Genomic DNA, 19528 nt, shown 5'->3' with positions numbered 1-19528 from the left:
CCGTTGTCACCACCTGATGGCGGCCGAAGCGGATCCGGGTACAAGCCCGGCGAACTCAACTCCCGGAAGGGAGAGGCCCGGAGCGTCAGATAGTGACTGCCCCGTTGGCGGTTTCAAACGTAACCGACAGGATGCCCGGTGTTCCGTGCGGGGCCACCCACTCCACCGCAACGTCCTCGAGCGGCTTCTCCACCGGCTCACCCAGCCACTCGGTCACGCGGGAGGCGGAGCCGGCAATGGTCAGGCAGCTCATCTTGAGGTTGCTCGGGTAGGCGTTGGACGGGTGCAGCGACGGGTCGCCCTCCCACTTGAGCATGTACGGGACCTGGGGATCGGCGATAAGGCCAAGGATGCCAATCTGCTTCCAGACCAACTCCCGGCCGTCCGGGAACTTGCGGTTGCCGTTCACGGCGGCGCGGCCCAGGCGTTCCTCGAAGGGGGCGAGGTCGTCCACTTCGACGCACCAGCCCATCCAGCCGCCACCAGCCGCGGAACGGGCACGAACTGCCTGTCCGAACGGTGCCTTGTCCGACGCCGGGTGGTCCAGGACCTCCACAACTTCAAGGTACTTGTGGCCGGCGAGCGGGATGATCATATTCCGGGTTCCGAACCGGGGGTGCACCCCGCCCTTCACTGCCTCAACGCCGAGGGCAGATGAAATACGTTCGGTAGTGGCCGCGAGGCCATCGTGTTCACAGGCGTAAGAGACGTGATCCATGCGCATGGCAACATCTTGGCACTTTGTGATCAGGCTCTCAGCTAAGGGTACCCTTACTGGAATTCCGGCCAGGGGCGGGCCATCCCGGACATACTCCGGGGCGGTCCGAAGACCTTGTTCGTCACAATGCTGTCCACGGCAGGCACCCGGTTCCTAGACTGGGCGCAGGTCATGAGCGCCAGCGCCAAGCCCCGGCTCGCTGGCCGGCAACCCTCCATCCGCGGTGGGGTGCCCCGGGTGAGGACCTGGCTGTCCGGCAAGAGCCGGAAGCAAGCGCGGCCCGTACTGCTCCCAGCATGCCGGGCCCATGTCAAAGGAGATTTGGATGTCCAACGGATGGTCCTTCGAAACCCGCCAAATCCATGCAGGCCAGGAGCCGGACAGTGCCACAGGAGCCCGTGCACTGCCCATCTACCAGACCACGTCCTTCGTGTTCCCCAGCGCCGAAAGCGCAGCCAACCGCTTCGCTTTGGCAGAGCTTGCACCCATCTACACCCGGATCGGCAACCCGACGCAGGATGCCGTGGAACAACGGATAGCCAGCCTTGAGGGCGGTCTGGCCGCTTTGCTGCTGAGCTCCGGGCAGGCCGCCGAGACCTTCGCGGTACTGAACATTGCCGAGGCCGGGGACCATATTGTGGCGAGCCCCAGCCTTTACGGCGGAACCTACAACCTCTTCGCCCACACGCTGAAGAAGTTCGGCATCTCCGTTACTTTCGTGGCCGATCCGGACAACCTGGACCAGTGGCGCGAGGCGGTCCAGCCGAACACCAAGCTCTTCTTCGGTGAAGTGGTGTCCAATCCACGCCAGGATGTCCTGGACATCGAAGGCATCTCCGAGGTTGCCCACCAGGCAGGCGTGCCACTGATCGTGGACAACACGCTGTCCACTCCCTACCTGATCCGCCCGCTGGAGTGGGGCGCGGACATCGTGATCCACTCTGCCACCAAGTATCTTGGCGGCCACGGTTCCGCCATTGCCGGCGTGATCGTCGACTCCGGAAAGTTCGACTTCGGCAAGGACCCGGCAAGGTTCCCCGGATTCAACACCCCGGACCCCACCTACAACGGCCTGGTCTATGCACGCGACCTTGGAGCTGATGGTGCGCTGGGTGCCAACCTCTCCTACATCCTCAAGGCCCGAGTCCAGTTGCTGCGCGATTTGGGCTCGGCGGTGTCCCCCTTCAACGCCTTCCTGATTTCCCAAGGCCTGGAAACGCTGAGCCTGCGGGTGGAGCGCCACGTTGCCAACGCCACGGAAGTGGCGCGCTGGCTGGAAGGAAGGGACGACGTCGAATCCGTCGCCTACGCGGGGCTGCCGTCCAGCCCTTGGTACGAACGTGGCCGCAAGTACGGGCCCAAGGGGACGGGCGCCGTCGTCGCCTTCAACCTGGCCGGCGGGGCGGAAGCGGGCAAACGCTTCGTCGACGCCCTGGAGCTGCACTCCCACGTTGCCAACATCGGCGACGTCCGCTCCCTGGTCATCCACCCGGCGTCGACCACGCACAGCCAGCTCTCCCCGGAGCAGCAGGTGATAGCCGGAGTCCACCCGGGACTGGTCCGGCTGTCCGTGGGCCTGGAGCACATCGATGACATCCTGGCCGACCTGGAAGCGGGTTTCCGCGCAGCCAAGGGCGCCCAAGGCTGAACAGGCGCCTTAACTGCGCCCGCTCAGGCGCCCGCTCAGGCGCGCCTGAGCGGGCGCCAGCGGCCGGCAATCCGGGAAGTCACAACCAGTCACACTCTTGGCCTGGAGCGGGGGGTGTTTCGTACACTCGAACCAGGTCATGAGTGCCAGTGACAGCCCCGGCTTGCTGGCCGGCAACCCTCCATCCGCGGTGGGGTGCCCCGGGTGAGGACCTGGCCTGCCGGTCAAATGACGGCGGGCAAGCGCGTAGAAGAGGTCTTGCCATGACGGTTACCGTCGCCCGAACAGCCATCCCCGAACAAGGAATCGTCCGTTACGCCTCCATCGGGGGACTGGAACTTGAAGCCGGTGGCTACCTCCCGGATGTCACGCTGGCCTACGAAACCTGGGGCACGCTCAATGCCGACGCCAGCAACGCCATCCTGATCGAGCACGCGCTGACCGGAAGCACCCACGTGACCCGCGGCGACACCGACGAAGAGGGCTGGTGGGAACAGCTGGCCGGGCCCGGCGCTCCGGTAGATACGGACCGTTTCTTCGTGGTGTCCATCAACATCGTGGGGGGCTGCTACGGCTCCACGGGACCGTCGTCGCCCGCCCCGGACGGAACCCCCTGGGGCTCCCGCTTCCCCCTGGTCACCCTGCGGGACAGCACCGTGGCGGAGGCCCGGCTGGCAGACCAGTTGGGCATCAACAGCTGGTTCGCGGTCCTCGGCGGATCCATGGGCGGTGCCCGCGCCCTGGAATGGGCCGTGACGTACCCCGAGCGGGTGCAGCGCTGCGCCGTCATCTCTGTAGGGGCCGCCAGCACGGCAGAACAGATCGCCTTCGCGCAGGCCCAGACCCTGGCCATCCGGCAGGACCCCAACTTCAACGGCGGAGACTACTACGGCGGCCCCTGCCCCGAAGAGGGACTGGCGCTTGCCCGGCGCATCGCGCACATCACCTACCGGTCCGCCGCGGAACTGGAAGGCCGCTTCGGCCGCACACCCCAGACGCCCGAGTCGCCCCTGAAGGGTGAGGTGCTGGCCGCCCGCGGCCGCTACCAGGTGGAAAGCTACCTGGACCACCAGGGCAACAAGCTCGTAAAGCGCTTCGACGCCAACAGCTACATCGCCCTGACCGAGGCGCTGATGAGCCACGACGTCTGCCGGGGCCGGGGGACCCTGGCCGAGACGCTGGCCCGGTCCACCGCACGGTTCCTCGTGGCCGCCGTCGACTCCGACCGGCTCTATTTTCCGTCGCAGTCCCAGGAACTGGCCCAGGCCCTGCCCGGCGACGTCGATGTCCACATCATCCAGGCGCCGATAGGACACGACGGGTTCCTGACCGAAATCGGGCAGCTGGGCAACCAGTTGCGGGGCAGCTTCCTGGTCTAGCCAAGCCGGAAAAACCACGTGCGTGTGCATTCCTGCAGATGCGTTCTGCACTAATCGGCGTTGAGGTTGCACCGCAGGCAGACCATACTCAATCGAATCCGGCGTTCGTGGTGTGCATCACACCCGGCCGCCATTGACCGGTCCCCGTGGTGTCGATGACGACACCGAAGGAGTTCGCATGAGTACGGAAAGCTCCGCCGCAAGGCGTACAGAGGAAAACGACGTCAAGGCTTCAGGCCTTAAGAAGGTGGTTACGGCTTCCATGGCCGGAACCGTTGTGGAGTGGTACGAGTTCTTCCTCTACGCCTCCGCCGCCACGCTTGTCTTCGGCAAGGCCTTCTTCTCCAACGCCGGCACCGAACTGGACGGCATCATCGCCGCCTTCCTCACCTACGCCGTAGGGTTCGTGGCACGCCCCATCGGCGGCATCGTCTTTGGCCACTTTGGCGACAAGTTCGGCCGCAAGCAGCTGCTGCAGCTAAGCATCATCCTGGTGGGGGTGTCCACCTTCCTCATGGGCTGCCTGCCCACATTCCAGCAGATCGGCTACTGGGCTCCCGCTCTGCTGGTCGTGCTCCGGTTCGCCCAGGGCTTTGCCGTCGGCGGGGAGTGGGGTGGCGCCGTCCTCCTCGTCGCAGAGCACAGCCCCAGCAAGTCCCGCGGTTTCTGGGCCAGCTGGCCGCAGTCCGCAGTGCCGCTGGGAAACCTGCTTGCCACGGCCGTGCTGTTCATCCTGTCCTCCACGTTGACCCAGGACGCTTTCCTGGGGTGGGGCTGGCGCGTAGCGTTCTGGCTGTCCGCGGTGATTGTTGTGATCGGTTACTACATCCGGACCAAGGTCAACGACGCCCCCATTTTCCTGGAGGCCCGCAAAGAGGTGGACGCCGGCCACAAGGGCTACGGTGTGGCTGAAGTGTTCCGGCGGTACCCGCGCGGCGTCTTCACCGCCATGGGCCTGCGCTTCGCGGAGAACATCCTGTACTACCTCGTGGTGACGTTCTCCATCACCTACCTGAAGACCGTTGTCCAGGCAGATACCACCCGCATCCTCCTCCTGTTGCTCCTCGCCCACGCCGTCCACTTCGCCGTCGTGCCCATGGTCGGCAAGCTCTCGGACCGCCTGGGCCGCAGGCCCGTCTACATGGCCGGTGCGGTCATGGGCGCCACCTGGGGCTTCTTCGCCTTCCCCATGATGGACACCAAGAACGATGCCATCATCCTGGCTTCCGTCATGATCGGTCTCGTGTTCCACGCCTTCATGTACGCAGGGCAGCCTGCCATCATGGCGGAGATGTTCCCCACCAGGATGCGCTACTCCGGGGTCTCCCTGGGTTACCAGGTGACATCCATCGTGGCAGGTTCCCTGGCGCCGATCATCGCCGCCTCGCTGCTGGGCACCTACAAGTCCTCCGTCCCCGTGGCTGTCTACCTGCTCATCGCCTGCGCCATCACCGCCGTCGCGGTCTTCTTCCTGAAGGAAACCCGCGGCATCTCGCTGCACGACGTGGACGCCGCCGACGCCAAGGGCACCGCCGACCTCCTTGCCGCCAGCAAGAAGTAAGCCATGAAAGCCGCCGTCCTGTACTCCACCGTTCCCTCGGCGCCCAAGGCGGGAGCCGCCCCGGGGACGGAAAACTATGCCGACGCCCGGCCGCTGCTGGTGCAGGATCTGGAGCAGCCGGAACCCCGTGCCGGTGAGCTTGGTGTTGCCATCAGCTACTCGAGCCTGTGCCATTCGGACCTCTCGGTGGTGGACGGTTCCCGGGTACGGCCCCTTCCCATGGCCTTGGGCCACGAGGCGGTGGGGCGGGTGGTCTCCGTGGGCGAAGGCGTGCCCGACGTGTCCGTGGGGGACCACGTGGTGCTGGTCTTCGTTCCCAGCTGCGGCCAATGCCGGGCGTGCCTGGCCGGCCGGCCCGCTCTTTGCCACCGCGCGGCAGAGGTCAATGGCTCCGGAGACCTGCTGCATGGGCCGGCGCTCTTGCGGACGCCGGCGGGGGAGCGCATCAACCACCACCTTGGCGTCTCGGCCTTCGCCGATTTCGCAGTGGTGGCGCGGGAATCAGTGGTGGTGATTGACGACGACGTCCCGGATACGGTCGCCGCGATGTTTGGTTGCGCCGTGCTCACCGGAATGGGTGCCGTCCTGAACACCGCCGGCGTCAGCCCAGGGCAGTCCGTGGCAGTTTTCGGCCTCGGCGCGGTGGGCCTGTCCGCCGTCATGGCAGCCCGCCTCGCCGGGGCTGCCGGGGTCATTGCCATCGATCCGAACCAGGGCAAGCACCAGCTGGCCCGCGACGCCGGTGCCACTGCGGTGGGAACGCCGGAGGATGCAGCCCGGCTGATCACGGAAGCTTCCGGTGACGGCGTGGACGTTGCCATCGAGGCCGTGGGCTCAGCCGGCGTCATCGCCTCCTGCCTGGAGCTGGTGACCCGCGGCGGTGCCGTGGTCTCGGTGGGCCTGCCGCATCCGTCCGCCCAGTTGACGGTGCCCGCCCTGCAGTTTGCCGGGGCGGGCAAGCGGCTGCTGGGCTCCTACATGGGGGATGCCGTGCCGTCGCGGGATATTCCGAAGTACCTGGCGTACTGGCGGGAGGGCAGGCTGCCCGTTGACCTGCTGCACACCGACACGCGGCCACTGAGTGAGATCAATGAAGGTCTGGATGCGCTGGCGTCCGGGCAGGTGGTGAGGCGGCTCTTCCGGGCCTGACCCTTCAGAAGACAGTACTCACCCTGCCAGCAGCCCGGACCGCTCCTTCACTTCCTCTTTCAGCGCCGCAATCACTGCCTGCACGGGCGCTGACCGGAGTGACTCCGGGCGTGCCACCGCCCAGATGGGAAGTTGCCGCTCAAAGTCGGCCGCCAGGACGGGAACGAAATTGTCGCACTCTGCCGCCATGAAGTTCGGCAGCAGGCCAATACCCGCACCCTGCCGTACCGCCTCCATCTGCGCAAACACGCTGGTGGCCTGGAAGCTTGTCCGCGGCACCGGAAGCTCGGACGACCAGCGCGGCCCCAGCTCCGCAACCTGAAGTGCGGACTCGACGTACGAGACAAAGCCGTGCTGCCCCACGTCGTCGAGCGTTTCCGGCAGGCCGTGCCGGGCTGCGTAGCCGGGGCTGGCGTAAAGGCGCAGGTAGTAGTTGCTGAGGAAGATGGTTTGCGCGGTGGTGACGTCGGCCCGGCCCACCACGATCTCCAGGTCCACCCCTGACCGGTTCTGGCTGACTTTCCGGGTGGCGCTCAGCATCTCGATGTTCAGCTGCGGGTTCTGCTGCTGGAGCCGCACCAGCGCCGGGGTGACGAACACGGCCCCCACCCCATCTGTCGTCGCGACACGGACCAGGCCGGCGAGCGCGCTCCGGTCCTGGCTGATCAGGCCGGACAGTGAGCCAAGCGTGGCCTCGATTGTCTCGGCGGCTTCCACCGCGGCGGCACCAAGCTGCGTCAGCTCCCAGCCGTGCGGACTGCGTTCCAGGGTGCGGCCGCCCAGCTGCTTGTCCAGGGCCAGGATGCGGCGGGAAATGGTGGTGTGGGTTGTTCCCAGCGTTTCCGCCACGGCGTTGAAGCGGCCAAGGCGTGCAACCGTCAGCAGGATGAGGAGGTCGTCAGGGCTGGGCAACCGTCTCAGGTCCACGCCGGTCCTTCCATTAATGTGCAGCAATGCACATGGCCTCTGTGATTTTTCCCCTTGATTGCACTCTAGCAGGGTGTGATCGTTGACACGGACGGCCGGCAGCAACGCCGGAATGGAGCAAAGGAGCTTACGCATGGCAGTTATAGGTTGGATCGGCCTGGGCAACATGGGCGGCCACATGTCAGTGAACCTGGTGAAGGCCGGGCACGAGGTGCGCGGCTTCGACCTCAACCCGGCGGCCCTGGCAGCGGCGGAGGCAGACGGCGTCAAGCGGACCACCAGTATCGCCGAAGCGGTTGAGGGTGCAGACGCCGTGTTCACCATGCTGCCGAAGGGCGAACACGCCCGTACGGTCTATCTCGGCAAGGATGGCGTGCTGGCCCACGCGGACACCCGCACCCTGCTGGTTGACTCCTCCACTATCGACGTAGCCTCCGCCCAGGAACTGCACGACGCCGCTGCTGCCGCCGGTTTCCGCTTCGTGGACGCCCCGGTCTCGGGCGGCATGAGCGGTGCCGAGGCGGGAACACTGACGTTCATGGTGGGCGGTGAAGAGGGCGCCGTCACGGACGCAACGGGCTTCATCGGCCCCATGGCGGCCAACGTCATCCCCACCGGCGGCCCCACCACCGGGCAGGCCGCCAAGATCTGCAACAACCTGATGCTTTTCATCAATCTTGCTTCCACCGCCGAAGGCGCGGTGCTGGCTGACCGGCTGGGCCTGGACAAGCAGGTGTTCTGGAACATTGCCTCGGTCTCCTCGGGTGACTCGTGGGCACTGCGGACCTGGTACCCGGTGCCCGGGGTGGTCCCCACGGCGGCGTCGAACAACGACTTCGCGCCCACCTTCACCACCGAGCTGGCGAACAAGGACATCGGGCTGGCCATCAGTGCAGCCGAGGACACCGGCACGCCGCTGGAGATCGGCAGGCACGTCCAGCAGCTGTTCCAGCGCCTCATTGACGCCGGTGACGCCGGCAAGGACTGCTCCATGATCATCAAGCTCGTGGACGGCTCACTCGAGCCCGCCAACCAGACGCCGTCCGCCAACTAGCCCCGCCGCAACGAACGCAGGAAAAGAGACTCCCCTTGGAAACCATTCCGCACTACATCAACGGCGCCCGCGTCAGCGACGCCGACCGCTTCGGTCCGGTCTTCAACCCCGCCACCGGTGAACAGGAGAAGCAGGTGGCGCTGGCCTCGGCGGCGCGGACAGAGGAGGCCATCGCGGCCGCCCGTGCCGCGCTGCCGGCGTGGCGGGCCACCAGCCTGGCCAGGCGAACCACCATCTTCTTCCGGGTTCGGGAGATCCTGAACCAGCGGAAGTCCGAACTTGCCGCAATCCTCACCAGCGAGCACGGCAAGGTCCTCTCCGACGCGGAGGGCGAAATCGCCCGGGGCCTGGAGAACATCGATTTCGCCACCGGCCTGTCGCACATGCTCAAGGGCGAGCGTTCGGAGCAGGTCTCCAGTGGGGTGGACGTGCACTCCGTCCGCCAACCCGTTGGCGTCGTTGCCTGCATTACGCCGTTCAACTTCCCGGCCATGGTGCCGCTGTGGATGATCGGCAGCGCCCTGGCCTGCGGCAACACGGTGTTGTTGAAACCCAGCGAGAAGGACCCGTCGGCCGCCGTGTTCATCGCCGAGGCCTTCGCTGAAGCGGGCCTGCCGGCCGGCGTCCTGAACGTGGTCCAGGGGGACAAGGAAGCGGTCGACGTCCTGCTGGAAAACCCCGACGTCAAAGCGGTCAGTTTTGTCGGCTCCACCCCGATCGCCCAGTCGATCTACAAGCGGGCGGCAGAACACGGCAAGCGGGTGCAGGCCCTGGGTGGTGCAAAGAACCATATGGTGGTGCTTCCCGACGCCGACCTGGACATGGCTGCCGACGCGGCGGTTTCCGCCGCCTACGGTTCGGCCGGCGAACGCTGCATGGCCGTCAGCGTCCTGGTGGCCGTGGGCAGCATTGCCGACGACCTGGTCAAGGCGATTTCCAGCCGCATGGCAGGCTTGGCCATCGGTCCGGGAACCGACCCCGCCTCCCAGATGGGGCCACTGATCACCGCCGAGCACCGGGACCGCGTGGCCTCCTATGTAGCGGGAGCCGAAGACGAAGGCGCCACCGTGGTTGTGGACGGGCGCTCGCAGCAGTTCGAGTCAGGGGGGTTCTTCATCGGCGTCAGCCTGGTGGACCACGTCAAGCCGGGCATGAAAGTGTACGACGACGAGATCTTTGGCCCGGTCCTGTCCGTGGTCCGCGTCAATACCTACAGTGACGCCGTGAAGCTGGTCAACGACAACGAGTTCGGCAACGGCACGGCAATCTTCACCCGCGACGGCGGGGCGGCCCGGCAGTTCGAGTTCGACGCCGAGGCCGGCATGGTGGGCGTCAACGTGCCCATTCCGGTCCCCGTGGGCTCCTTCTCCTTCGGCGGGTGGAAGAACTCCTTGTTCGGTGACACCCACATGTACGGCCCCGACAGCATCCGGTTCTATACACGGGGCAAAGTGGTGACCACGCGCTGGCCGGATCCCTCCACCTCGGAGATTGACCTGGGCTTCCCGCAGGTGGATTAAGCCGGTGGAATAAGCAAGGCAGGGCGGGGACCGGAAACCGGTCCCCGCCCTGCCTGTTCATCGGATTGGCTAGCCATTCATGATGTCGCTGCGGCGCTTCATGTACTCCTCCATGGACAGCTCACCGTTGCTGTACTGCTGGTCCAGCTCCGCGAGCTTGCGGGCACGGAACCCTTGCGGCGCTGCCGGTGGCGGGGGAGTGGCAGGTCCCGAAGGCTGTCCCGGGGCCTGCTGTCCGGGCTGCTGGAACCCCTGCTGCTGGAACCCCGGCTGCTGGAACGGCGGTTCCTGCGGGGCGCCGTAACGGGGGTCCGGCATGGGCTGCTGGCCGTACTGGTAGGGCAGCAGCTGGGGATCGCCGATGGGCTGCGGCGGCGGGAGCTGCCGGTTTGGCTGGCCGAGTCCGCCGGAGAAGTAGTCCTGCTGGGTATAGCCGTCGCGGGGCTGGTTGCTCTGCGGTCCGGCCGAACCCGGGTACTGGCCGGGTCCCGGGTATTGGCCCGGGTATCCGCCCTGTCCGGACTGGCCGGGGAACTGATCAGGGAAGCGGCCGGGCAGGCCCTGGTCCCGGTCCCGGCGCGCCATGGACCGACGGTACATGCGCATGGCCATAGGGATGACGAAGGACAGGACGATAATCCAGAAAAACAAGCTGCTCACGGTGCCGCGCCTCTCGTGTGTTGTCCTTCCAGCCTAACCCCGGATCGCCTTACCGGCGGCTGGGCTCCGTGGTTCCCAGCGGACCCTCGCCGGATCCCAAGGGAACGCCCGGACCGAAGACGGGACCCGGCGTCGGCCGTTTTGCCGTGATGCCATCACCGGAGGACTGGTGGCGCAGCCGCCGCAGCACCCACGGCACGAAGTATTCGCGCGCCCACACCAGGTCACCGCTCCTGGCCTCCCGCCAGGTCCGCGGCGGCAGCGGCTTGGGCTGCAGCGGTTCCAGGGAGTGCTCCACGTTGAGCGCGTCCAGCACCATGGCCGCAATGGTGTGGTGGCCCAGCGGGGAGAAGTGCAGCCGGTCCTGGTCCCACATCTGCGGATCGCTCAACTGCCGCAGCGACCACATGTCCGCGATGACGGCGTCATGGCGCGTGGCGACCGTCCGCAGGTTCTCGTTGTAAATGGCCACCTTGCTGCGGATCCTGCCCAGCACCGATGAACCCGTGTCCGGGCCGTTGAACAGGACCACGGTGGCGCCGCCCATGGACAGGATCTGGACCACGGAGTCGAGCTTTTCGGCCAGCAGATCCGGGTCTCCGCCGGGACGGATGAGGTCGTTGCCGCCGGCGGACAAGGTCACCAGGTCCGGCTTCAGCTCCAGGGCCGGCGCAAGCTGCTGGTCCACGATCTGCTGCAGCAGCCTGCCGCGGACTGCCAGGTTGGCGTAGGCGAAGTCCGGCTGGGTCCGGCCCAGCTCTTCGGCCACCCGGTCGGCCCAGCCGCGGTGGCCGCCGGGGCGTGAGGGTTCGGGGTCGCCGATGCCCTCGGTGAAGGAGTCACCCATTGCCACATACCGGGTCCAGGGGTGGGATCCGGCGGGAACGGGAAAGGTGGAAGCGGCACTTGCGTCAGTCACGGTCCTATCCTGCCTTCCGGGTCGCTGGCTACGCCAACGTAGGTTGTTACCTGTGGGTAACTGGTATGAATGGAAACCATGACTGACGCCGAAGTATTTCCCGCCCCCGTTGTCCTGTGGTCCCATCCGGAAGACCAGCGCACCGGCAAGCCGCTGCTGGTGCTGCTGCATGGCTACGGCGCCAACGAGCAGGACCTGCTCAGCCTGGCCGACATGCTGCCCGGGGACTTCGCCGTCGCATCTGTGCGCGCACCCATCGCCATGGGCCCCGGGTTCACCTGGTTCCCGCTCACGGCCTCCATCGACTACTCCCTGGACCCGGTCAAGAAGGCCTCGGAGTACGTGCTCGACTGGATCGACACCATCCGGGTGGGGCACCCGTCCGTGACCCTGCTCGGTTTCTCCATGGGTATGGCCATGGCAACCACGCTCCTGCGGCAGCGGCCCACGGACTTCGCTGCCGTCGTCGGACTCTCAGGCTTCGTGGTGGACGCCGCCGGCGACCCTTCGTTCAGGGACGATGAGCTGGACGGGACCGTGCCCATGTTCTGGGGCCGGGACCAGCAGGACCCGGTGATCACCCAGGACAAGGTCGAGTTCACCATGGGCTGGGTCCGCAAGCACGTCAAGCTCACCAAGGTGCTGTACACGGGCATGTGGCACGGCATCAACCAGCAGGAGATCGGGCACGTGGGGGAGTTCCTCACGCACGAGGTGCTGAACAAATAGCAGTACGACGGCGGCGGGCAGGCCCCAAGGTTGGGTTCGGGCAGCCGCTGGTTCAGTCCGCTTCGGGGGCCACCACGCGGACGGTCCGGCCGTTGACGGTGACGGTGTCGCCGTTGTGCAGCTGGCGGCCCCGCCGGTCATCGATTTCATCGTTGACCTTGACCAGTCCGTTCCGGATGAGCTCCGTTGCCTCCACACCGTCCTCCACGAGGTTGGCGAGCTTCAGCAGCTGGCCCAGCCGGATCATGCTGTCGCGGATGGGGACATCGTCAATGGGGTTGCTCATAGAGCAATAATGCCTGAACTAAGGTGGATTCAATGACCTCCCCTCCCCGCCTGCCGGTGCTCGCAGGCCTGCCCCTGGCGGTAGGCTCCGGCCTCGCCATTCCCGTCCAGGGCCGTATCAACGGGGCCCTGGGCGCCCGCCTCAATGACGGGATCGCCGCGGCTGCCGTGAGTTTCAGCACAGGCCTGCTGGTCATGATCGTCATTTCGCTGGTCCTGCCGCGGGGCCGCGCCGGTCTGGCCAGCATCCTTCCGGCGGTCCGCAGCCGGGCTTTCCCGCGCATCTACGTGGTGGCCGGCGCCATCGGCGCGTTGTTCGTTTTTGCCCAGTCCTTCACCGTGGGCATCCTGGGCGTGGCCCTTTTCACCGTCGCCACGGTTACCGGGCAAACCGTGAGCGGCCTGCTGGTGGACCGGCTGGGAATCGGACCGGCCGGGAAGAAATCCGTCACCGGCATCCGCATCCTCGGCTCTGTCCTGACCATCGCCGCCGTCGCCTGGGCGGTCTCGCCCCGGTTCAGCGGCACCGGGGCGGGCGGAACCGACGGCGGTCCGGGCTCCCTGGTGCTTCCCATCCTGCTCCCGGTGGCCGCGGGCTTCCTCATGAGCTTCCAGCAGGCCATGAACGGCACAGCCACCGTCCACTACGGCACCCCGATCGCGGCCACGCTGGTCAACTTCGTGGCAGGCTGCACGGTGCTCTGGGCCGCGCTCGCGGTGAAGCTGGCGGTGGCCGGTCCCGCCAACCCGCTGCCCTCCGAATGGTGGTACTACCTGGGCGGTCCCATGGGCTGCGTTTTCATCGGACTCGGCGCCCTGCTGGTCCGCAGCCTCGGCGTGCTGGTCACCGGGCTGGGCATGATCGCCGGCCAGTTGCTCGGCTCGCTGGCACTGGACCTTGCGCTGCCCGCCCCGGGCACCGTCGTCGCTCCGGCCACCATCCTGGGAACACTGCTGACCCTGGCCGCTATCGTCCTGGCAACCCTCCCCTGGCCGCGGGGCGCGCTCCGCAGGCAGCGGCCGGTACGCTAGGACACGAGCTTTCCACCATCTTCCTTCCTTCGCCCCGGCGCGTTGCCCACTGTGCCCCACGGCATACGGCGGCCGGGGCCTGACAACCCGCGGACCGCACCCAGCGGCCCTGTAGAAATTGGAGTTACCCCATGGCAGCAAAATCCGTCCTCGACCAGGTCATTTCCCTCTCCAAGCGGAGGGGCTTCGTGTTCCAGGCCGGTGAGATCTACGGGGGCTCGCGTTCTGCCTGGGACTACGGGCCCCTGGGCGCGGAGCTGAAGGAAAACATCAAGCGCCAGTGGTGGCAGTCCATGGTCCGCGGCCGCGAGGACGTAGTGGGCCTGGACTCCTCCGTCATCCTGCCCCGCCAGGTATGGGAAGCCTCAGGCCACGTGGAGGTCTTCTCCGACCCCCTGGTGGAATGCCTTTCCTGCCACAAGCGCTACCGCGCGGACCACCTCGAGGAAGAGTACGAGGAAAAGAAGGGCCGCCCGGCGGAGAACGGCTTGAAGGACATCGCCTGCGCCAACTGCGGCACCCGCGGCCAGTGGACCGAGCCGCAGGAGTTCTCCGGCCTGCTCAAGACCTACCTGGGCCCGGTGGCCAACGAGGAAGGCCTGCACTACCTGCGCCCCGAAACCGCCCAGGGCATCTTCGTGAACTTCAACAACGTGCTCACCACGTCCCGGAAGAAACCGCCGTTCGGCATCGGCCAGATCGGCAAGTCCTTCCGCAACGAGATCACGCCCGGAAACTTCATCTTCCGCACCCGCGAGTTCGAACAGATGGAAATGGAGTTCTTCGTGGAGCCCGGCACCGATGAGGAATGGCACCAGTACTGGATGAAGGAGCGCATGGCCTGGTACACCGGCCTGGGCATCCGCGAGGAAAACCTGCGCTTCTACGAGCACCCCAAGGAAAAGCTCAGCCACTACTCCAAGGGCACCACGGACATCGAGTACCGCTTCGGCTTCCAGGGCTCCGAGTGGGGCGAGCTGGAAGGCATCGCCAACCGCACCGACTTCGACCTCTCCACCCACGCCAAGGCCTCCGGGACAGACCTGAGCTACTTCAACCAGGCCACCAACGAGCGCTACACCCCCTACGTCATTGAGCCCGCGGCCGGCCTGACCAGGTCCTTCATGGCGTTCCTGGTGGACGCCTACACCGAGGATGAGGCCCCCAACGCCAAGGGCGGCGTGGACGTCCGCACCGTCCTGAAGCTGGACCCGCGCCTGGCTCCGGTCAAGGCCGCTGTGCTGCCGCTGAGCCGCAACGAGGACCTGTCCCCGAAAGCCAAGGCCCTGGGCGCGCAGCTGCGCAAGAACTGGAACATCGACTTCGACGACGCCGGCGCCATCGGCCGCCGCTACCGCCGCCAGGACGAAATCGGCACCCCGTTCTGCATCACCGTGGACTTCGACACGCTCGAGGACCAGGCCGTCACCATCCGCGAGCGGGACACCATGAGCCAGGAACGCGTCTCCCTGGACAAGGTGGAGGGCTACCTGGCGGCACGGCTGATCGGCGCCTGAGCATGGCCATCGAATACCGCGAATGGCGGGACGGCGACGACCTGGCGCTCCTGGAAATCTGGGGTGACCCGGACACCGCCCAGGCCCGGCAGTTCCGCGGCGCCCTTGCCGTTTCCTCCAACGGGAGGGACGGCAGCCCGTGGCGCCGCTGCATCGTGGCCGAGGACGTCATCGACGGCGTCGGCATCCCGGTGGCGGCCGGCGTCGTCTATGAAGCGTCCCTGCACCCGGAACGCCTGTGGACCTACATCGAAGTGGCAAGGGACCACCGCCGGACGGGGATCGGGGCCAGCCTCCTGACCATGCTGCGGCGCGAAGCCGAACAGGCGCCGTCGGGCGTCACCAAGCTGCGCGCCAAGGTGGAGCCCGGCACCGCCGGTGCCGCCTTCGCCGAAGCGTTCGGGCTGGCGCCCATCCAGCGTTCCCGTCTGGTGGTGGTGGAGCCCGGCGCCCTGCGGCTGCCTGTGTTCCCGGCCAGGGACGACGGCGGCGCGGCCAGCGGCGAGAACGCCGGCTCGGACATCGTGATGGACCTGGCCACCGGTTCCGTGGAGCTGACCGACGTGGTGGGCCGGTACTACACCTCCATCCATGGCTGGGATTCCCCGGGCGTGCTGTCCGTGGGGCAGGTGCAGAAGCTGTTCCTGGACGAGCTCACCGGAGCCCACGGCGCCATCGTGCTGCGGGCCGAGCCGGAATCGGCGTTCGGCGCCGGTGTGGCGCCGAGCCGGAGGGGCCGCATCCGCGCGTTTGCCGTCAGCTACGCGGCCCCTGCCGACCCTGACACCGCACCCCATACGGAAAGCCACGGTACCGGGGGCACAGGAACGGAAACCCCCACCGACGTTTTCGTAGGGCATGAGCCGGCGCTGGCGGCCGATGATGCTGCCGAGGCGGTCCGGGACATGCTCGCCCTGATCGCGTACCAGCACCCGGTAATGCTGGAACTGGACGATTCCATGACCGCCCTGCGTGCCGCCGTCGAGCCCCTCCTGGAAAGCGGCAAAGCACGGTTGGCGGGCCCGGAAACCCTGGTGGTCTCGGACTAGACGCCACTCCCGCCCCACCGGGAAAGCCCAGCCCACCTGAGTAGCGCAAAATGTGAGTAGCGCCCAGTGCCGTTGTGACCCGTCACGACGGCACTGGGCGCTACCTGCTTTGGCGGGGAGCACGACGGCGGCCCGCAGCTATGTCCGCGGCGTCCAGGAGCTGCCGCTCGGCGTCGGTCGGGGCGCTGCCGCCCAGGTGCGCCGGCATCCACCACGCCCCGGGTTCGGGTTGGAGCGGAAAGCCGGCGATGCAGTGGTCGATCCCTGACTGCAGGGTGCTGCGCAGCACTTCCGTGGCCGCCTCCACGTCACCGCCAGCTTCAACCATCATCGGTTCACCGACGTGGACCCGCACCGGGGCCCGCCAGCTGCGGCGCAGGGAAAAGCCGTGCCCGCGGGTCAACACCCGGTGGGCGCCCCAGATGGATACCGGAATCACCGGAACGTTCGCGTCCGCAGCCATCCGCACAGCCCCCGTTCGGCACTCGCGGACGGTGAAGCTGCGGCTGACCCCCGCCTCCGGGAACACCGCCAGGTACTCGCCCTCCCGCAACTTGGCCACGGCGGCGTCGTAGGCGTCGGAGCGGTCCGTATAGCCCACCACCACGTGGCCGCTGGCGCTGATGGCGGGGCCGGTAAGCCAATGGTCCGCAGCGCCCTGGTGGACCAGGAACCGCAGCTGGGCTCGGTCCCGCCTCCACAGGATCAGCTCGAGTACGGCAAAGTCCAGGTAGCCGAAGTGCGTGACGGCGAAAACCGCCCCGTTCCCGGGTGTTACCTGCCGGGGCGCCCCGCCGGGCAGTCCCGTGGCGGGCAGGTGTTCCATGCCTGTTGCCTGGATGTCCAGCCGCAGGGCCCAGCGCAGGAATTGCCCGGTCCGGACGATCAGCCGGTAGAAACGGTCGTTGGACGGCGGACGCCAGGGCATCACGAAGCGGCCTAGAGGGTGACGTGGACGGATGAGTCCGGCAACAGCTGGGTGAAGGCGCGGGGCGGCCGGACACCGGCGCCCGTGCTCTCGGCAAAGGATTTAATGATGAACCCGGTGGCAAGGGTCTGCCACACGCGGATCTTGCGGAGCATGAAGTGCCCAACGCCCCTGAGCGCCACGTACTGCATGCTCGCCGCGTCAGCGGAAGCCCGGCGGGCGAAGGCGAGCGACTGCGACGGGCTGGTCATGTGGTCCGTGGTGCCGTGAATGATCAGGACCTTCCTGCCGGCGACGCTGGTGGCGGGGGTTTGCGGGTTCAGCCACGGGGCAAGCGCTACAACGGCTTCCACTTGGGGGTGGTCCGCTGCGCATACGGCAGTCAGGCCGCCCATGGAGTGGCCCAGCAGGAAGACCGGAACGTCCCGGTGGCGTTCCGCAATCTGCCGCAGCGCCCAGCGTGCATCCTGCAGCGGGGACATGTCGGGGCCGTTCCAGCCACGGACGCTGTTGCGCAGGGACCAGACGGCCAGCCCGTGTTTCCGGCCGGCGCGGTGCAGGTGCCTGGCGAAGGGGACCATCCTGGCCGGGCTCAGGTGCCGGGCCTCCACCGGATCCCGGCTGTGGGCCTTCCCGCCGTGCAGGACCAGGACAACGCCCTTGGTGTCCCCCGATGCTTCGAGGACGCTCAGTATTGGCTGGTGGGCGGGGGCCGCCGGCACCTGGCCGGCCTGCACGCCGCCGCCGTCCTGTGCCCCACTTATGCCGGCCCCACGAACTCCTGCCCCTTGGGTCCCTGCCCCGCTCACACCCCGGTTGCCCATGCCTGGTTCCTCCCCATCCCGATGGTCCATTTATAAAACCCTAAGGCGGCGCACGTAGAGTTCAACCTATGAGGTTGTACTGCTGATGGGCGCCGGTCACTCCCACGCTTCCTTGGATCATTCGGAGCCGACGCCCCAGGCGATGGCTGCCCGCAGCAAGGCGAACCGCATCCTCGCCGCGGTGCTCATTCCGCTGGCACTGCTGACCCTGGCCGGGATGGCCGCACTCTGGCCCTCCGGCAGCAAGGAAGGGGTATCGCTCGCCAACCCGTACTCCACCGCTCCCGGGGTCACTTTCGATACGGGCACCATCCAGAACGTGGTGACGGAGAGCTGCCAGCAGGGAATCAGCCAGCAAGGAACCAATCAACAGGGGCCAGGCCAGCAGGGTTCCAGCCAGCAGGGTTCCGCGCAGCAGCCCCCGGGGCAGGGCTCGGACTGCACCTTCGCCTTCACCGAGCCGGACAAGGGCGGGAGCCCGGTGAAGGTGGTCATCAACCCTGACGTGGCCGCATCCCACGGGGTCAAGCCCGGGGACCAGATCCGGTACCTCAATCTCTCGAACGCCCAGGGCGCCACGGGGTCACAGGGTTCGCCGGCCTACATCTTTGTGGACTTCGTCCGCACGCTGCCGATTGTCCTGCTCGCCGTGCTCTACGCGGCGGTGGTCATCGCCGTCGCCAGGTGGCGCGGCCTCCGGGCCCTGGTCGGGCTGGTGGGCGCTTACTTCGTGCTCGCAAACTTCCTGCTCCCGGGCCTGGTGGAAGGCAAACCGCCGCTGCTGCTGGCCCTGGTGGGTTCCACCGTGATCATGATCGGGGTGCTGTACTTCGCCCACGGGTTCTCCGCCCGCACGTCCACCGCACTCCTGGGCACCATTTTCGGGCTGGCCATCACCGCCCTGCTGGCGGCCTGGGCCACGGACGCCGCCAACCTCGCGGGCGTGGGCAGCCATGATGCCGCCACGTTGGTGAACACCTCTGCAAACATCTCCATCTCCGGGGTGATCCTCTGCGGACTCATCATTTCCGGCCTGGGCGTCCTTAACGACGTCACCATTACGCAGTCCTCCGCCGTATGGGAGCTCTACGAACTGGCACCGGCCAGCAGCGCCCGGAAGCTGTTCACCTCCGCCATGCGGATCGGCCGCGACCACATCGCCTCCACCGTGTACACCATCGCCTTCGCCTATGCCGGTGCCGCGCTGCCCATCCTGATCATCGTCATGCTCTACGACCGGCCGCTGATGGACACCCTCACCAGCGCCGAACTCTCCGAGGAAGTCATCCGGACGCTGGTCGGATCCATCGGGCTGGTCCTGGCCATCCCGGTCACCACCCTGATTGCCGTGCTCGTGGTCAAGGCAACAGGGATCAAGGACACCGGGCCTGTGGGTATGGAGGCAGGGAACGGAAAGCACGACGGCGGGCAGGCCCACGCGGACGACGTCGCGGACACCGGGGCGCTCGCCGCAGCCGCGCTGGAGGAACGCAGCCGGCGCACCGCCGTCGAACCCCTGGCCGCCCAACCCGGGCGAGAGCCTGCCACCCGGCGGGGCCGCCGGGCCGACCGCGGCTGAAGCCGGTCTTTCCGGCAGGGCCCGCAACCGCCCCGGAATGCCGATTTGCC

The 19528-nt window shown here is 67.2% G+C and carries 18 protein-coding genes and 2 riboswitches; of the genes, 11 read left to right on the top strand and 7 right to left on the bottom strand.

Annotated features, from left to right (window positions below):
* Positions 1 to 85: 85 nt before the first annotated feature.
* Positions 86 to 724, bottom strand: a complete 639-nt coding sequence (locus QFZ57_RS18005; RefSeq protein ID WP_306631849.1) for a VOC family protein — start codon at positions 722 to 724, stop codon at positions 86 to 88.
* A 161-nt stretch (positions 725 to 885) separates the two neighbouring features.
* A riboswitch (SAM riboswitch) is annotated at positions 886 to 1000 on the top strand.
* 43 nt (positions 1001 to 1043) lie between these two features.
* Here QFZ57_RS18005 and QFZ57_RS18000 point away from each other — a divergent pair.
* The 4 genes from QFZ57_RS18000 (at position 1044) to QFZ57_RS17985 (ending at position 6455) form a co-directional block, all read left to right on the top strand.
* Positions 1044 to 2366, top strand: a complete 1323-nt coding sequence (locus tag QFZ57_RS18000; protein ID WP_306631848.1) for a bifunctional o-acetylhomoserine/o-acetylserine sulfhydrylase — start codon at positions 1044 to 1046, stop codon at positions 2364 to 2366.
* Between the two features lie 135 nt (positions 2367 to 2501).
* Positions 2502 to 2617: riboswitch (SAM riboswitch) on the top strand.
* A 12-nt stretch (positions 2618 to 2629) separates the two neighbouring features.
* A complete protein-coding gene (gene metX / locus QFZ57_RS17995; protein ID WP_306631847.1) occupies positions 2630 to 3745 on the top strand; it encodes a homoserine O-acetyltransferase MetX in 1116 nt (371 codons plus the stop codon).
* Between the two features lie 178 nt (positions 3746 to 3923).
* A complete protein-coding gene (locus QFZ57_RS17990; RefSeq protein ID WP_306901149.1) occupies positions 3924 to 5306 on the top strand; it encodes an MFS transporter in 1383 nt (460 codons plus the stop codon).
* Positions 5307 to 5309: 3 nt separating this feature from the next.
* Complete coding sequence (locus QFZ57_RS17985) at positions 5310 to 6455, top strand: zinc-binding dehydrogenase (RefSeq protein ID WP_306901148.1); 1146 nt, start codon at positions 5310 to 5312, stop codon at positions 6453 to 6455.
* An 18-nt stretch (positions 6456 to 6473) separates the two neighbouring features.
* On the opposite strand, the gene QFZ57_RS17980 is transcribed toward QFZ57_RS17985, so the two are convergent.
* Complete coding sequence (locus tag QFZ57_RS17980) at positions 6474 to 7376, bottom strand: LysR family transcriptional regulator (protein ID WP_306901623.1); 903 nt, start codon at positions 7374 to 7376, stop codon at positions 6474 to 6476.
* 139 nt (positions 7377 to 7515) lie between these two features.
* Between QFZ57_RS17980 and mmsB the strand changes: the two genes are divergently transcribed.
* Both mmsB and QFZ57_RS17970 read left to right on the top strand, forming a co-directional pair.
* Positions 7516 to 8436 carry a 3-hydroxyisobutyrate dehydrogenase gene (gene mmsB, locus QFZ57_RS17975; protein ID WP_306901147.1) on the top strand — a complete coding sequence of 307 codons (921 nt, stop codon included), beginning with the start codon at positions 7516 to 7518 and terminating at the stop codon, positions 8434 to 8436.
* A gap of 35 nt (positions 8437 to 8471) precedes the next feature.
* Positions 8472 to 9956, top strand: coding sequence for a CoA-acylating methylmalonate-semialdehyde dehydrogenase (locus QFZ57_RS17970; RefSeq protein WP_306901145.1), 1485 nt, complete (start codon positions 8472 to 8474; stop codon positions 9954 to 9956).
* A 69-nt stretch (positions 9957 to 10025) separates the two neighbouring features.
* Here QFZ57_RS17970 and QFZ57_RS17965 read toward each other — a convergent pair whose 3' ends face one another.
* Positions 10026 to 10616 carry a hypothetical protein gene (locus tag QFZ57_RS17965; RefSeq protein ID WP_306901144.1) on the bottom strand — a complete coding sequence of 197 codons (591 nt, stop codon included), beginning with the start codon at positions 10614 to 10616 and terminating at the stop codon, positions 10026 to 10028.
* Between the two features lie 49 nt (positions 10617 to 10665).
* Positions 10666 to 11463: an SGNH/GDSL hydrolase family protein gene (locus QFZ57_RS17960; RefSeq protein ID WP_306632563.1), complete on the bottom strand. Its 798-nt coding sequence runs from the start codon at positions 11461 to 11463 to the stop codon at positions 10666 to 10668.
* Between the two features lie 150 nt (positions 11464 to 11613).
* On the opposite strand from QFZ57_RS17960, the gene QFZ57_RS17955 reads away from it, so the two are divergent.
* Complete coding sequence (locus QFZ57_RS17955; protein WP_306631841.1) at positions 11614 to 12264, top strand: alpha/beta hydrolase; 651 nt, start codon at positions 11614 to 11616, stop codon at positions 12262 to 12264.
* 52 nt (positions 12265 to 12316) lie between these two features.
* On the opposite strand, the gene QFZ57_RS17950 is transcribed toward QFZ57_RS17955, so the two are convergent.
* Positions 12317 to 12550 (bottom strand): RNA-binding S4 domain-containing protein, encoded by a 234-nt coding sequence (locus QFZ57_RS17950; RefSeq protein WP_306901143.1) that lies wholly within the window; start codon positions 12548 to 12550, stop codon positions 12317 to 12319.
* 32 nt (positions 12551 to 12582) lie between these two features.
* On the opposite strand from QFZ57_RS17950, the gene QFZ57_RS17945 reads away from it, so the two are divergent.
* The 3 genes from QFZ57_RS17945 (at position 12583) to QFZ57_RS17935 (ending at position 16147) form a co-directional block, all read left to right on the top strand.
* The gene (locus QFZ57_RS17945; protein WP_306901142.1) at positions 12583 to 13581 is read left to right on the top strand and encodes a DMT family transporter; all 999 of its coding nucleotides are present in this window, start codon (positions 12583 to 12585) and stop codon (positions 13579 to 13581) included.
* Between the two features lie 131 nt (positions 13582 to 13712).
* A complete protein-coding gene (locus QFZ57_RS17940; protein ID WP_306631838.1) occupies positions 13713 to 15098 on the top strand; it encodes a glycine--tRNA ligase in 1386 nt (461 codons plus the stop codon).
* A 2-nt stretch (positions 15099 to 15100) separates the two neighbouring features.
* Positions 15101 to 16147, top strand: coding sequence for a GNAT family N-acetyltransferase (locus QFZ57_RS17935; protein WP_306901141.1), 1047 nt, complete (start codon positions 15101 to 15103; stop codon positions 16145 to 16147).
* 100 nt (positions 16148 to 16247) lie between these two features.
* Here the strand turns inward: QFZ57_RS17935 and QFZ57_RS17930 are convergent, their stop codons facing one another.
* Both QFZ57_RS17930 and QFZ57_RS17925 read right to left on the bottom strand, forming a co-directional pair.
* Positions 16248 to 17075: a lysophospholipid acyltransferase family protein gene (locus QFZ57_RS17930; protein ID WP_306901622.1), complete on the bottom strand. Its 828-nt coding sequence runs from the start codon at positions 17073 to 17075 to the stop codon at positions 16248 to 16250.
* Positions 17076 to 17086: 11 nt separating this feature from the next.
* Positions 17087 to 17929 (bottom strand): alpha/beta hydrolase, encoded by an 843-nt coding sequence (locus QFZ57_RS17925; RefSeq protein ID WP_373461275.1) that lies wholly within the window; start codon positions 17927 to 17929, stop codon positions 17087 to 17089.
* A 112-nt stretch (positions 17930 to 18041) separates the two neighbouring features.
* Between QFZ57_RS17925 and QFZ57_RS17920 the strand changes: the two genes are divergently transcribed.
* Positions 18042 to 19478, top strand: coding sequence for a YibE/F family protein (locus tag QFZ57_RS17920; RefSeq protein WP_306901139.1), 1437 nt, complete (start codon positions 18042 to 18044; stop codon positions 19476 to 19478).
* Positions 19479 to 19528: the final 50 nt, after the last annotated feature.

It is taken from the genome of Arthrobacter sp. B1I2, from assembly GCF_030816485.1.
Classification (GTDB): Bacteria; Actinomycetota; Actinomycetes; order Actinomycetales; family Micrococcaceae; genus Arthrobacter.
The sequence above is the reverse complement of the archived record's forward strand: the minus strand, read 5'-3'. Positions and strand labels throughout refer to the sequence as shown.

Bases quoted from the DNA above. Each gene is read 5' to 3' on its own strand.
- QFZ57_RS18005 (WP_306631849.1), bottom strand. From the start codon at position 724: ATGCGCATGGATCACGTCTCTTACGCCTGTGAACACGATGGCCTCGCG.
- QFZ57_RS18000 (WP_306631848.1), top strand. From the start codon at position 1,044: ATGTCCAACGGATGGTCCTTCGAAACCCGCCAAATCCATGCAGGCCAG.
- metX (WP_306631847.1), top strand. From the start codon at position 2,630: ATGACGGTTACCGTCGCCCGAACAGCCATCCCCGAACAAGGAATCGTC.
- QFZ57_RS17990 (WP_306901149.1), top strand. From the start codon at position 3,924: ATGAGTACGGAAAGCTCCGCCGCAAGGCGTACAGAGGAAAACGACGTC.
- QFZ57_RS17985 (WP_306901148.1), top strand. From the start codon at position 5,310: ATGAAAGCCGCCGTCCTGTACTCCACCGTTCCCTCGGCGCCCAAGGCG.
- mmsB (WP_306901147.1), top strand. From the start codon at position 7,516: ATGGCAGTTATAGGTTGGATCGGCCTGGGCAACATGGGCGGCCACATG.
- QFZ57_RS17960 (WP_306632563.1), bottom strand. From the start codon at position 11,463: ATGGGTGACTCCTTCACCGAGGGCATCGGCGACCCCGAACCCTCACGC.
- QFZ57_RS17955 (WP_306631841.1), top strand. From the start codon at position 11,614: ATGACTGACGCCGAAGTATTTCCCGCCCCCGTTGTCCTGTGGTCCCAT.
- QFZ57_RS17950 (WP_306901143.1), bottom strand. From the start codon at position 12,550: ATGAGCAACCCCATTGACGATGTCCCCATCCGCGACAGCATGATCCGG.
- QFZ57_RS17945 (WP_306901142.1), top strand. From the start codon at position 12,583: ATGACCTCCCCTCCCCGCCTGCCGGTGCTCGCAGGCCTGCCCCTGGCG.
- QFZ57_RS17940 (WP_306631838.1), top strand. From the start codon at position 13,713: ATGGCAGCAAAATCCGTCCTCGACCAGGTCATTTCCCTCTCCAAGCGG.
- QFZ57_RS17935 (WP_306901141.1), top strand. From the start codon at position 15,101: ATGGCCATCGAATACCGCGAATGGCGGGACGGCGACGACCTGGCGCTC.
- QFZ57_RS17930 (WP_306901622.1), bottom strand. From the start codon at position 17,075: ATGCCCTGGCGTCCGCCGTCCAACGACCGTTTCTACCGGCTGATCGTC.
- QFZ57_RS17925 (WP_373461275.1), bottom strand. From the start codon at position 17,929: ATGGACCATCGGGATGGGGAGGAACCAGGCATGGGCAACCGGGGTGTG.
- QFZ57_RS17920 (WP_306901139.1), top strand. From the start codon at position 18,042: ATGGCTGCCCGCAGCAAGGCGAACCGCATCCTCGCCGCGGTGCTCATT.